The sequence below is a fragment of the Streptomyces sp. HP-A2021 genome (genome assembly GCF_022807935.1).
GTDB classification, from domain to species: domain Bacteria; phylum Actinomycetota; class Actinomycetes; order Streptomycetales; family Streptomycetaceae; genus Streptomyces; species Streptomyces afghaniensis.
Genome location: NZ_CP094344.1, coordinates 7,035,585 through 7,048,065, shown reverse-complemented (window position 1 = coordinate 7,048,065; position 12,481 = coordinate 7,035,585). Strand labels below are relative to the sequence as shown.

Annotated in this window: 10 protein-coding genes and 2 pseudogenes; 9 read left to right on the top strand and 3 right to left on the bottom strand. The window is 70.7% G+C overall.

Going from position 1 to position 12,481, the window contains the following annotated elements; all coding sequences use genetic code 11:
• Window positions 1–9 precede the first annotated feature (9 nt).
• Both MQE23_RS31855 and MQE23_RS31850 read left to right on the top strand, forming a co-directional pair.
• Complete coding sequence (locus MQE23_RS31855) at window positions 10–525, top strand: pyridoxamine 5'-phosphate oxidase family protein (RefSeq protein ID WP_020277831.1); 516 nt, start codon at window positions 10–12, stop codon at window positions 523–525.
• 22 nt (window positions 526–547) lie between these two features.
• Entirely contained in the window at window positions 548–994 is a 447-nt protein-coding gene (locus tag MQE23_RS31850) for a VOC family protein (RefSeq protein ID WP_059420767.1), read from the top strand.
• A gap of 84 nt (window positions 995–1,078) precedes the next feature.
• Here the strand turns inward: MQE23_RS31850 and glnA are convergent, their stop codons facing one another.
• Window positions 1,079–2,440, bottom strand: a complete 1,362-nt coding sequence (glnA, locus tag MQE23_RS31845) for a type I glutamate--ammonia ligase (protein WP_010037011.1) — start codon at window positions 2,438–2,440, stop codon at window positions 1,079–1,081.
• 295 nt (window positions 2,441–2,735) lie between these two features.
• Here glnA and MQE23_RS31840 point away from each other — a divergent pair.
• Window positions 2,736–3,014, top strand: a pseudogene (locus tag MQE23_RS31840) (hemin transporter); the annotation flags it as partial.
• A gap of 37 nt (window positions 3,015–3,051) precedes the next feature.
• Here the strand turns inward: MQE23_RS31840 and MQE23_RS31835 are convergent.
• A complete protein-coding gene (locus tag MQE23_RS31835) occupies window positions 3,052–5,034 on the bottom strand; it encodes a transposase (RefSeq protein WP_243380922.1) in 1,983 nt (660 codons plus the stop codon).
• Window positions 5,035–5,219: 185 nt separating this feature from the next.
• Between MQE23_RS31835 and MQE23_RS31830 the strand changes: the two are divergent.
• A pseudogene (locus MQE23_RS31830) lies at window positions 5,220–5,777 on the top strand (hemin transporter); the annotation flags it as partial.
• Here MQE23_RS31830 and MQE23_RS31825 read toward each other — a convergent pair.
• The gene (locus tag MQE23_RS31825) at window positions 5,774–6,223 is read right to left on the bottom strand and encodes an Rrf2 family transcriptional regulator (RefSeq protein ID WP_037674665.1); all 450 of its coding nucleotides are present in this window, start codon (window positions 6,221–6,223) and stop codon (window positions 5,774–5,776) included. The pseudogene MQE23_RS31830 and the gene MQE23_RS31825 overlap by 4 nt on opposite strands.
• Window positions 6,224–6,395: 172 nt before the next feature.
• Here MQE23_RS31825 and MQE23_RS31820 point away from each other — a divergent pair, with 172 nt between their 5' ends.
• From MQE23_RS31820 to MQE23_RS31800, 5 genes are all read left to right on the top strand, one after another.
• Window positions 6,396–7,061, top strand: a complete 666-nt coding sequence (locus tag MQE23_RS31820; RefSeq protein ID WP_243380921.1) for a DUF3105 domain-containing protein — start codon at window positions 6,396–6,398, stop codon at window positions 7,059–7,061.
• On the top strand, window positions 7,058–7,678 hold the full coding sequence (locus tag MQE23_RS31815; RefSeq protein WP_020277836.1) for a DUF305 domain-containing protein: 621 nt from the start codon (window positions 7,058–7,060) through the stop codon (window positions 7,676–7,678). The genes MQE23_RS31820 and MQE23_RS31815 overlap by 4 nt, the downstream gene beginning before the upstream one ends.
• 174 nt (window positions 7,679–7,852) lie before the next feature.
• Window positions 7,853–9,796, top strand: coding sequence for a S53 family peptidase (locus MQE23_RS31810; protein WP_243380920.1), 1,944 nt, complete (start codon window positions 7,853–7,855; stop codon window positions 9,794–9,796).
• 90 nt (window positions 9,797–9,886) lie between these two features.
• Window positions 9,887–11,641 (top strand): NAD+ synthase, encoded by a 1,755-nt coding sequence (locus tag MQE23_RS31805; RefSeq protein WP_020277838.1) that lies wholly within the window; start codon window positions 9,887–9,889, stop codon window positions 11,639–11,641.
• A gap of 127 nt (window positions 11,642–11,768) precedes the next feature.
• On the top strand, window positions 11,769–12,476 hold the full coding sequence (locus MQE23_RS31800; RefSeq protein ID WP_243380919.1) for a haloacid dehalogenase type II: 708 nt from the start codon (window positions 11,769–11,771) through the stop codon (window positions 12,474–12,476).
• The last annotated feature ends 5 nt before the right edge of the window (window positions 12,477–12,481 follow it).

Below are 12,481 nucleotides of genomic sequence, written 5' to 3'. Positions count from 1 at the left end.
AGGACGCTCATGACCACCACGCACCCCGAGGAGACCCGCCTGGACCGCCGCTACAGCGACGAGACGGCCACCGCGACCGACTGGCGGGAGGCCGAGGCGCGGCTCGCGGCCGCCGAACTGTTCTGGATCACGACGGTGCGCCCCGACGGCCGTCCGCACGTGACCCCGCTGCCGGCGGTCTGGTCGGACGGCGCCCTGCACTTCTGCACGGGCCCGGAGGAGCGCAAGGCGCGGAACCTCGCGGAGAACCCGCACGTCGTGCTGACCACCGGCACGAACACCTGGAACAAGGGCTACGACCTGGTGGTCGAGGGCGAGGCGACGCGCGTGACGGACGACGGGCGGCTACGCGAACTGGCCGCCGCGTGGGAGGCGAAGTACGGCAGTTTCTGGCACTTCGAGGTACGGGAGGGCTATTTCCGCCACGGCGCGGGACACGCGGCCGTCTACGCGGTGGCGCCGCGCACAGTTTTCGGCTTCGGTAAGGGGGAGCCGTTCAGCCAGACGAGGTGGCGGTTCGCCTGATGCCTGACGAAGGAGTCACGCCATGGACTTCACGCTCGAAGTCATCCCGCTGCCCGTCACCGACATCGACCGTGCCCGGGACTTCTACCGGGACAAGGTCGGCTTCCACGTGGACATCGACCAGGAGGTCATGCCCGGCATGCGGATCGTCCAGCTGACGCCTCCCGGCTCCGGCTGTTCGATCGCCCTCGGCGACTCGATCTGGGAGATGACCCCCGGCCCCACCCCGGCACCCGGCTCCTACCAGGGCCTGCAACTGTGCGTCGCCGACATCAAGGCCGCCCACGCGGAGCTCGTCGAACGCGGTCTCGACGTCTCGGAGCCGGTCCAGTACGCCCCCGACGACGGCGCCACGTTCATGCACTTCCAGGACCCGGACGGCAACGGCTGGGCGATCCAGGAGTACCGCCGCCGGGCGACGGAGCCGCTGCACCAGTTGCTGGCGGACCTGAAGCGGCAGGGGGGCTGACCGCGCGTACCGGTACTCGTGGGGGCCGGCGATCACCGACCGCCGGCCCCCTAGCCCCTTGCCGTCCAGGAGACGGCACCGTCTTTACAGCGCCGGAAGGTTCTTCCGCAGCTCGAACGCCGTGACCTCGCTGCGGTACTCCTCCCACTCCTGCCGCTTGTTGCGCAGGAAGAAGTCGAAGACGTGCTCGCCGAGGGTTTCGGCGACCAGGTCGCTGCGCTCCATCAGGGTCAGGGCCTCGCCGAGGTTCTGCGGGAGCGGCTCGATGCCCATCGCGCGGCGCTCCGCGTCGGAGAGGGCCCAGACGTCGTCCTCGGCGCCCGGCGGGAGCTCGTAGCCCTCCTCGATGCCCTTCAGGCCGGCGGCGAGGAGGACGGCGTAGGACAGGTACGGGTTCGCGCCGGAGTCCAGGGAGCGGACCTCGACACGGGCCGAGCCCGTCTTGCCGGGCTTGTACATCGGGACGCGGACGAGCGCCGAGCGGTTGTTGTGGCCCCAGCAGATGTACGACGGGGCCTCGCCGCCCGCGCCCGCCGTGCGCTCCGCGCCGCCCCAGATGCGCTTGTAGGAGTTGACCCACTGGTTGGTGACCGCGGAGATCTCCGCCGCGTGCCGCAGCAGGCCGGCGATGAAGGAGCGGCCCACCTTGGAGAGCTGGTACTCCGAGCCCGACTCGTAGAAGGCGTTGCGGTCGCCCTCGAAGAGGGAGAGGTGGGTGTGCATGCCGCTGCCGGGGTGCTCGGAGAACGGCTTCGGCATGAAGGTCGCCTGGACGCCCTGCTCCAGTGCCACCTGCTTCATGACCAGGCGGAACGTCATGACGTTGTCGGCCGTGGAGAGCGCGTCGGCGTAGCGCAGGTCGATCTCCTGCTGGCCCGGCGCGCCCTCGTGGTGGGAGAACTCGACGGAGATGCCCATCGACTCCAGCATGGTGATCGCCTGGCGGCGGAAGTCCATGCCGACGTTGGTCGGGGTGTGGTCGAAGTAGCCGGAGTTGTCGGCGGGCGTCGGACGGCTGCCGTCCAGCGGCCGGTCCTTCAGCAGGAAGAACTCGATCTCCGGGTGCGTGTAGAACGTGAAGCCCAGGTCGGAGGCGCGGGCCAGGGCGCGCTTGAGCACGTAGCGCGGGTCCGCGAAGGACGGGGAGCCGTCCGGCATGAGGATGTCGCAGAACATCCGGGCCGTGCCCGGGGCCTCCGCGCGCCAGGGCAGGATCTGGAAGGTCGACGGGTCCGGCTTGGCGATCATGTCGGACTCGTAGACCCGGGCGAAGCCCTCGATGGCGGAGCCGTCGAAGCCGATGCCCTCGTCGAAGGCCTGTTCCAGCTCGGCCGGGGCCACGGCGACGGACTTGAGGAAGCCCAGCACGTCCGTGAACCACAGGCGTACGAACCGGATGTCGCGCTCCTCCAACGTCCGGAGCACGAACTCCTGCTGCTTGTCCATCTTCCGCTTCCCCATCCTTGCTGGTCAGGCCGCCTGTCTTCCGTACCACGGGAGGCGGTCGGGCACCTGAGCATCCCACCACACGAGCATTTCGTACGCGTTGCGCACCATGATCGCCCGGCCGGCCCGGGACCGAACGCCTCACGTACGGCGGGTGAACTGCTCTTCCGCCCATAGTGCCTGCTCGCACCGACATCCGTAACGGCCGGTCCGCTCCGCAACCCCGCCCACTTAATTTGCATTTCAGATGCAACTTTAAATACCGTGCTCGGCAGTCGAGTCCTGAGGAGTCCCGATGCTGTCCGAGCAGTCCGCCGCCACCGTCCGCGCCACCCTCCCCGCCGTCGGCGCGGCCCTGGGCACGATCACCGAGCGCTTCTACGCCGGGCTGTTCGCGGCCCGCCCCGAGCTGTTGAACGACCTGTTCAACCGGGGCAACCAGGCCGCCGGCACCCAGCGGCAGGCGCTCGCCGGATCCGTCGCCGCCTTCGCGACGCACCTGCTGGACCACCCGGAGCAGCGGCCGGACGCGATGCTGCACCGCATCGCCCACAAGCACGCCTCCCTCGGCATCAGGCCCGAGCATCGATACGGCAGTACAGCGTCTCTGATCAGCTTAGGGATCCCATGCAAGACGTAGCGTCTGGCGTGGGTTGTGCCCACTGTGGAGGAGTGGCGTGGGCGTGCAGGTGGAAACCTGCACCCAGTGCTGCTCCTCGTGGCCGGTGTCGGCGGGTGGTGGGTGTGCTGATCGTTGCCACGCCCTGGTGCCGGTGCGCTGCGCGGGGCAGCGTCCTCCGGCCCGTTGGTGCGCGTCCCTCCGGACGCTTGCCCGCCGGACCCGAGGGGCCGGTGGGGGAGGGTGCCCTGCGTCGCCTGGGCGCGGGGCGTGTGGTTTTCCGCCCGGTGGGGCCGGTCTTGGACCGGTCGGCCCGGCTGGTCTGGGCGGTCGGGGTGATGACCGCTTGTGTCTCAACCGTGTTCACCACCGTACGGATCACCATGCTCCCGGTGGCCCGGTCGGTGACGGTCCTGTCCTGGTGCGTGAGGCCGCGTGCGGTGATGCGTTGCCAGGCGCCGTGGTCGCGGTCGCCCTGCCAGCCGCATCCGTCCCGGTCGGGGCAGAGGGCCCATTTCCAGCCCGGTTCGGTGGGGCGATCGGGGGCCTTTCGGTGCCGCAGCGGGGTCAGGCACCGGGGGCAGTGCCTGGAGGTGTTGCGCGGTGGGACGGTGACGACGGCGATCCCGGCCTCGGCGGCCAGATGCCGGATGCGGTCGGCGATCTGTCCGCGCACCGTCTGGGACATGCGCGTGTTGTGAGTGCGGCCCATGCCGCCCGCTTCCATCGAGCGCAGGTCTTCCAGGTAGATGACCGTGGCGTGGGCGGTGATGGCCTGGTCGACGGCCCAGCGGGCGGCGGCCCAGGCGAGGGCGTCGTTGAGGTTCGACCTGCGGTCGGACACGCAGCGGATCTCCTCGTGCAGAACCTGGTGTCTGCCGGACAGTTCATGCTGCGTATCAGCGCCGATGAGCCGCTGATACTGGCCGGCCTTGGTGTGCAGGTGTTCCGACAGGCGCCGCAGGCGGTGCTGCTTGGCCAGAACTCCCGCGGCCCGGAACTGGGCGCCGTGCCCGAGAGCAGTGATGTGCCCGTCATCGTGCAGCCGGGCCGCACCCGCGGACAGCAGGGTGTTCAGACCCCAGTCCACACCGAGCGCCACGGTGTGGCCGGTACGGGACGTCTTCGGCACGGCGTGGGTGTAGGCCAGATCGGCGCGCACCTTTGTGCCCGCGAGGCGGAGGGTGGGCAGGTGCAGCACCGCGCCGGGCGGGATGATGGGCGGCAGCGTGATGGAGCAGGCTACCCAGGTCCAGTCGCCATAGGAACGCGGGTCGGGCCGAGTGGGCAGCTGCAGGCGCAGCAGCGCACGTTGTGGGTCGTCCTCGCCTCGTTCGATGGTGGCCTGCTGGCCGTCGCACGCTGACAGCAGCAGCGTCCGTGCCGCCCGGGGCGGGGCCTCCAGCTCGAACAGATCAACTGGCAGACGGCCGTGCTTGTCGGCGAAGGTAGTGACCTGACGGGTGCGGGAGCGGATCACACTCGACGGGAGATGCCGGCCGCCGGGCACCGCCTCCCGGACCCGGTCCCACTCCTCAGGCGTGCGCTTGCCCGGATCGCACGGCCAGGTCCCAAGGACTGCGTCCGTGAGTTCGGCCCGCCAGCGAGCCGAGCGCAGAGCGCGCCCGGCCTGTTCCTGGGCCATACGCACGATCCGGTCGTTGACCCTCACACCCTCGGCCGGGACGGCCGCCCAGCCCAGTCGACGCAGCGCCATCCACGCATTCGACGGCAGCTTCCGCCCGCCCCCACCCTCACCCGAGGCCAGGACATCCACATCGGCGGCGTTCCAGTGCTCGGCCAACAATTCGGCAACCATGCCGGACACCAGATCAGCCGCCCAGCCAACCCGCTGCATCAGCACAGCGGCCGACAGCACCTCACCCGTCTTCTCCACCACGCCCTTACGCAGCACTCCACGAGCACAGGCAGTCCGGGCCGTTTCGCCCTCGCCCAGCGGCACCTTCCGGCTCATCGGCACTCCCCCCTTCTTGCCCGTGGTGCGGTCATCCGATCAACGACACTCCCGAGGAAAGGTCACGCATTCGACACACGCGCTGACATACGACACCGAGACCGGTACCGGACACACGGCACTAAACCCACGACGATGCATCGCTACGGACGGCAAAAGAAACACATGCTCCTCTCCGGGCGTCCGGCCCAGCTCTCCGGCAGATCAGCGTGAAGCGCGTGCGCGGCGAGGGCACCCCCGACGGCGAGGTCTCGAACCACCTCCACGCGCGCGTGGCGGTGGGTGACGTCCTGGAGCTGTCCGAGCCCTACGGCGACCTCGTCCTGGACGCCGGCCCCGACACCCCGCTGCTGCTGGCCTCGGCGGGCATCGGCGTGACCCCCATGACCGCGATGCTGGCCCACCTGGCCGGCTCGGGGCACCGCGCCCCGGTCACCGTCGTGCACGGCGACCGCTCCCCCGCCACCCACGCCCTGCGCGCCGACCACGAGGCCTACGCCGCCAAGCTGCCCGAGGCGGCCGTCCACTTCTGGTACGAGCAGGACGCCCCGGCGGGCGCCCGCTCCGGCCTGGTCGACCTCGCCGGCGTCCCGGTCGAGCCGGGCACGCGCGCGTACCTGTGCGGGCCGCTGCCCTTCATGCGGGCGGTACGGGCCCAGCTGATCGGCAAGGGCGTGGCGCCGGCCGACATCCACTACGAGGTGTTCGGGCCGGACCTGTGGCTGGCGGGGCGGACGGCCTAGAGGTCGCGGGGATCAGCGCCCCGCGAGATCCCCAGCAGCAGGGCCCCGGTCGGCTCCGCCACGATGTCCGCCACCGTGACCGGGTCCAGTGAGGCGAAGAACGCCTCCTGGGCCCGGCTCAGGGCGCCGCGCAGGCGGCAGGCGGAGTTCAGGGGGCAGGGGGTGGGGCCCTCGCAGTCGACGACGTCGCCGTCGCCCTCGAAGGCACGGACCACGTCGCCCACCGACGCGGTGCGGCCCCGCTCGGTGAGCGTGAGGCCGCCGCCGCGGCCGCGCCGGGCGGCCAGCAGGCCCATGTGCTGGAGCTCGGCGACGACCTTCGCCAGGTGGGTGTACGGCACGTCCATGCCGGTGGCGACGTCCCGGGTCGTCGGAGTCGACTCGCCGGCGACGGCGAGCCGCATCAGGACCCGCAGGGCCAGGTCGGTGGAGCGCAGCAGCCGCATACCCGCAGCCTAGGTAATCGGTATCTGAGGTTCAAATAATGCGGAAGCTGTCGGGCACCTGTCGGTGCCGTATCGATTCAGCCCATTCCCGCGGCCGCCCTACGAGGGGCCCGGTCTCCCCCATTACGATCAGCTCACCCGACCGTCCCACTTTCCCCACCAAGGACACCCCATGGGCTCCGCCAAGAAGAGCAACACGGATCGCAAGGCGCGGATAGAGGAGATGCGGCGCGCCGAGCAGGCCCGTGAGCGCCGCAACCGGATCCTCACCATCACGGCCAGTGTCGTGATCGTCTGCGGTCTCGTCGCCGGCGGTGTCGTGCTCGTGCGGTCCCAGTCCGACGACGGCAGCGACACGGCGGCCACCGACACCTCGGGCAAGGGCAAGTTCGTCACGGGCAAGGACGGCGTGAAGACCTGGGAGGGCAAGCTGTCCCGCAACCACGTCACCAAGGCCGTGAAGTACGCCTCCGAGCCTCCGGTCGGCGGCGACCACAACCAGGTCTGGATGAACTGCAACGGCGACGTCTACACCAAGAAGATCAACAACACCAACGCCGTGCACTCGCTGGAGCACGGCGCGGTGTGGGTGACGTACAACGCCGACGCGAAGAAGGCCGACGTCGACGCGCTCGCGGCGAAGGTGAAGAAGACGCCGTACACGCTGATGAGCCCGATGGACGACCAGAAGGACCCGATCATGCTCTCGGCGTGGGGGCACCAGCGCACGGTGACGGGCGCGAGCGACCCGAACGTCGACAAGTTCTTCGAGAAGTTCGTCCAGGGCGAGCAGACCCCCGAGCCGGGCGCCGCCTGCACGAACGGGCTGTCGCAGTGAGGCAGGCCGCTCTGATCGCGGGGGCCGCGGCGACGGCGCTCGTCGCGGCCGGCGCGATCACCTACGCCGTCGCCGGGGACGACGGCAGCGGCCGGACCCCCTCCGCGGAGTCCGCGGACGCCGGGTTCGCGCGGGACATGGCGGTGCACCACCAGCAGGCCGTGGAGATGTCGTACATCGTGCGCGACCGCACCAAGGACGAGGAGGTGCGGCGCCTCGCGTACGACATCGCGCAGACGCAGGCCAACCAGCGCGGCATGATGCTCGGCTGGCTCGACCTGTGGGGGCTGCCCAAGGTGTCCTCCGAGCCGCCGATGACCTGGATGGACATGGGCGGCATGGCCTCCGGCAAGGACGGCGCGCTGATGCCGGGCATGGCGACCAACACCGAGCTGAAGAAGCTCGGCGAACTCAGCGGCAAGCAGGCGGAGATCTTCTACCTCCAGTTGATGACGGACCATCACAAGGGCGGCATCCACATGGCCGAGGGCTGTGTCGAGAAGTGCACGGTCGGCGTGGAGAAGCGGCTCGCCCAGGGCATGGTGGACGCGCAGCAGTCGGAGATCGGGCTGATGGCGGACCTGCTGAAGGAGCGGGGCGCCGCGCCGCGCTCGTAGGGCGCAAGCCTCAACGGGCTTAAGCCTCAAATCGCCCTCCGTTGCTGCTTCTTGGGCTCTTCTTGGCCTCCGTAGGGCGCTTCTTGGGGTGCGCATTCCCCTGGCATGAACGGTTCGTCGCGAGAGTGGCGACGGTCGAGTGATCCACTCGCGACGAACCGCACAGGGGGTTCCATGAGATCCAACCGCGCCACGGTGCGTGCCGGGCTGAGCATGGCAGCGACACTGCCGATGCTCGCCGGCGCGCTGGCGCTCGGCATACCCGCGGCGCACGCCGCCGACCACCCGCTCCGCGACCTGCTCGCCGGGACCAAGCCCGCGTGGGCCACGCCCAAGGCCGACAAGGGTGCCGCCTCCGACGGCGCCGGGGTGTCGGCCCGGGTCTATCTCCGGGGGCGCGACGCGGCCGGCCTCGCGGCGTACGCCAAGGCCGTCTCCGACCCGGCGTCGGCCTCGTACGGCAAGTACCTGACCGCCCAGCAGGCGCAGGCCCGCTTCGGCGCGACCAAGGCTCAGGTGGCGGCCGTGAAGGCCTGGCTGACGGCGGCCGGCCTGAAGGTCACGGGCGTCACGGCGCACTACGTCTCCGTCACCGGTGACGTGGCCGCCGCCGAGAAGGCGTTCGGCGCCCAGCTGCACAACTTCGCCAAGGGCTCGAAGACCTACCGCGCCCCGGCGAGCACCGCCTCCGTGCCGGCGAGCCTGGCCGGCGCCGTGCTGACCGTCACCGGCCTGGACAACGCCCCGCACATGGTCACGCACGACGACGCACTGCCGCCGCCGGACACCGTGTTCCGCAACGCCGGGCCGTTCTCCTCGTACTACGGCTCGAACACCGCGAGCACGCTGCCGGACGCGTACGGCACGAAGATCCCGTACGCGGTCAAGGGCTACACGGGCAAGCAGCTGCGGGCCGCCTACGGCGCGGGCACGCGCACCGGCAAGGGCGTGCGGGTCGCCATCACGGACGCGTACGCCTCGCCGACGATCGCCTACGACGCGGCCACCTACGCCGGCAAGCACGGCGACGCGGCCTGGAAGACCGGCCAGCTGCACCAGGTGCTGCCGAAGAAGTACACGGACACCAAGGCGTGCTCGGCCTCCGGCTGGTACGGCGAGGAGACCCTGGACGTCGAGGCCGTGCACGCGGTCGCGCCGGCCTCGGACGTCACCTACGTGGGCGCCGCCTCCTGCAACGACAGCGACCTGCTCGACGCGCTCGGCAAGGTCGTCGACCACCACCTGGCCGACATCGTCTCCAACTCGTGGGGCGAGATCGAGGCCGCGCAGACGCCCGACCTCGCGGCCGCCTACGACCAGGTCTTCCAGCTGGGCGCGGTCGAGGGCATCGGCTTCTACTACTCCTCCGGCGACAACGGGGACGAGGTCGCCAGCTCCGGGACGAAGCAGGTCGACTCGCCGGCCAACTCTGCGTGGGTCACCGCCGTCGGCGGCACCTCGCTGGCCGTCGGCAAGGGCGACACGTACCTGTGGGAGACCGGCTGGGGCACCGACAAGGCGAACCTGTCGGCCGACGGCAAGAGCTGGACGGACTTCCCCGGCGCCTTCACCTCCGGCGCGGGCGGCGGCACCAGCAGGACGGTGGCGGAACCCTCGTACCAGAAGGGCGTCGTGCCGTCCGCGCTGGCGAAGGCCAACAGCGCGGCGGGCAACCGCGTCGTCCCGGACATCGCGGCGATCGCCGACCCGAACACCGGCTTCCTGGTCGGCCAGACCCAGACGATGCCCGACGGGAAGACGCAGGCGTACAGCGAGTACCGCATCGGTGGCACCTCGCTCGCCGCACCGACCATCGCGGCCATCCAGGCCCTGGCCCAGGAGGCCCGCGGCGGCAAGGCGATCGGCTTCGCCAACCCGGCGATCTATGCGAAGGCCGGCTCGAAGGCCTACCACGACGTCACCGACAACCCGACGGGCTCCGGCCTGGCCGTGGCCCGCGTGGACTTCGTGAACGGCTACGACGCCACGGGCGGCCTGGCCACGTCCGTGCGCAGCCTGGGCAAGGACAGCTCGCTGTCCGCCGTGAAGGGCTACGACGACGTCACCGGCGTGGGCACGCCCGCGAGCGGTTACGTGGAGTCGTACCGGCGCCGCTGACTTCCGCCGGCTGACCTCCGCAAGGGGAACGGGGTGGTGTGGGTGACCCACACCACCCCATTGCGTCGCTCTGACGATTACACTGGGCCCGTGCCTCAACTACGTCTCGCCCTGAACCAGATCGACTCGAGCGTCGGCGACCTCGCCCAGAACGCCGAGTCGATCGTCCGCTGGACCCGGCACTCCGCCGAGCAGGGAGCGCATCTCGTGGCGTTCCCCGAGATGGCGCTGACCGGGTATCCCGTCGAGGACCTGGCCCTCAGGTCGTCCTTCGTGGAGGCCTCCCGGGCGGCGCTGCGCAGCCTCGCCGTCCGCCTGGCCGACGAGGGCTTCGGCGAGCTGCCGGTGATCGTCGGCTACCTCGACCGCTGCGCGACCGCCCAGCCGAAGTACGGCCAGCCGGCCGGCGCGCCGCAGAACGCGGGAGCGGTTCTGTACGGCGGCGAGGTGGTGCTGAACTTCGCCAAGCACCACCTGCCGAACTACGGCGTCTTCGACGAGTTCCGCTACTTCGTGCCCGGCGACAGCATGCCGGTCCTGCGCGTCCACGGCGTGGATGTCGCCCTGGCCATCTGCGAGGACCTCTGGCAGGACGGCGGCCGGGTCCCCGCGGCACGCTCGGCGCAGGCGGGCCTGCTGGTCTCGATCAACGCCTCGCCCTACGAGCGCAACAAGGACGACACGCGCCTGGAGCTGGTCCGCAAGCGGGCCCAGGAGGCCGGCTGCACCACGGCGTACCTCGCCATGATCGGCGGCCAGGACGAGCTGGTGTTCGACGGCGACTCGATCGTCGTGGACAAGGACGGCGAGGTCGTGGCCCGGGCGCCGCAGTTCGCCGAGGGCTGCATCGTCCTGGACCTGGACCTGCCGGCGGCGTCGGAGGACGCGCCGACAGGCGTGGTGGACGACGGGCTGCGCATCGACCGGGTGGTCCTGTCGGAGAAGCCTCTGGCGCCGTACGAGCCCGAGCTCACCGGGGGTTACGCGGACCGCCTGGACGACGACGAGGAGGTCTACTCGGCGCTGGTCGTGGGCCTGCGGGCGTACGTCGCGAAGAACGGCTTCAAGTCCGTCCTGATCGGTCTGTCGGGCGGCATCGACTCGTCGCTGGTGGCGGCGATCGCGTGCGACGCGGTGGGCGCGCAGAACGTGTACGGCGTGTCGATGCCGTCGAAGTACTCCTCGGACCACTCCAAGGACGACGCGGCGGAAATGGCCCGGCGGACCGGCCTGAACTACCGCACGGTCGCGATCGAGCCGATGTTCGACGCGTACATGGGTGCGCTGGGCCTGACGGGCCTGGCCGAGGAGAACCTCCAGTCCCGCCTGCGCGGCACGCTGCTCATGGCCATCTCCAACCAGGAGGGCCACATCGTGCTGGCCCCGGGCAACAAGTCGGAACTGGCGGTGGGCTACTCCACGCTCTACGGCGACTCGGTCGGCGCCTACGGCCCCATCAAGGACGTCTACAAGACGTCGATCTTCCGCCTGGCCGAGTGGCGCAACCGGGCCGCCCGGGAACGCGGCCAGACCCCGCCGATCCCCGAGAACTCCATCACCAAGCCCCCCAGCGCGGAACTCCGTCCGGGCCAGGTCGACACGGACTCGCTCCCCGACTACCCGGTGCTGGACGCGATCCTCGACCTCTACGTCGACCAGGACCGGGGCGCCGACGAGATCGTCGCGGCCGGTTTCGACCGGGAGCTGGTCACGAAGACCCTGCGCATGGTCGACACGGCGGAGTACAAGCGGCGCCAGTACCCGCCGGGCACGAAGATCTCGGCGAAGGGCTTCGGGAAGGACCGCCGCCTGCCGATCACGAACGGCTGGCGGGAGTCGGTCTGACAGCCCTTCGCGCCGCTTTGCCGCTCACCACGCGACGCCTCCGTCACCGCCTTGACCGGTGACGGAGGCGGTGGCAGCATCGTCACCGCCTCAGGTGGTGACGGCAGCAGCGCGAAAGGCGGGGCACGTGACCGGGATCCGTGACATCGAGGTCGTCGTCTTCGACGTCCTCGGCACACTCGTCGATGAGCCCCGAGGGCTTCGAGCGGCGATGCGCGAAGCCGTACCCGCGTCCGACGAGGCGGCTGTCGACCACCTGCTCGCCTTGCGGCAACAGCACTGCGAGGCCGAACAGCGACGCATCCGGCAGGGGCTCCGCCCGTACGTCGGCACCGAGGCCCTCGACGCGGAGGCCGCGCGACTCGTCGCCGGGCGGGCCGGGCTCTCCGACCCCGCGGCCATCGCCCGGCTGGCCACAGCGGGCCGGCGGCTGCCGCCCTGGCCCGACTCCGTCGCCGGTCTCGAACAGCTCGCGCGGCACTTCCCCCTGATCGGGCTCTCCGACGCCGGCCGTACGGCACTGCTGCGCCTCAACGCGCACGCCGGGCTGCGCTGGCACCAGGCCCTGTCCGCCGAAGCCGTCCAGGCGTACAAGCCTGCGCCGGAGGTCTACCGGCTCGCTCTCGACGCCGCCGGCTGCCCACCGGAACGCGTACTGATGGTGGCCGCCCATGCCTGGGACCTCCGCGGGGCTCAGGCGGTCGGCATGCGGACCGCCTACGTCCGGCGGCCGGTCGGGGATCCGCCGGCGAGCGACGACGCCTTCGACTGGCGGTTCGACGGACTCGACCAGCTGGTCGGCTCGCTGACGAAGGGTCAGGTAGCGTCTGGCTGACACGG

What these genes read in the sequence shown, in the direction of transcription:
- MQE23_RS31855 (WP_020277831.1), top strand. Translation starts at nt 10, where the DNA reads ATGACCACCACGCACCCCGAGGAGACCCGCCTGGACCGCCGCTACAGC.
- MQE23_RS31850 (WP_059420767.1), top strand. Translation starts at nt 548, where the DNA reads ATGGACTTCACGCTCGAAGTCATCCCGCTGCCCGTCACCGACATCGAC.
- glnA (WP_010037011.1), bottom strand. Translation starts at nt 2,440, where the DNA reads ATGGACAAGCAGCAGGAGTTCGTGCTCCGGACGTTGGAGGAGCGCGAC.
- MQE23_RS31835 (WP_243380922.1), bottom strand. Translation starts at nt 5,034, where the DNA reads ATGAGCCGGAAGGTGCCGCTGGGCGAGGGCGAAACGGCCCGGACTGCC.
- MQE23_RS31825 (WP_037674665.1), bottom strand. Translation starts at nt 6,223, where the DNA reads ATGCGGCTGCTGCGCTCCACCGACCTGGCCCTGCGGGTCCTGATGCGG.
- MQE23_RS31820 (WP_243380921.1), top strand. Translation starts at nt 6,396, where the DNA reads ATGGGCTCCGCCAAGAAGAGCAACACGGATCGCAAGGCGCGGATAGAG.
- MQE23_RS31810 (WP_243380920.1), top strand. Translation starts at nt 7,853, where the DNA reads ATGAGATCCAACCGCGCCACGGTGCGTGCCGGGCTGAGCATGGCAGCG.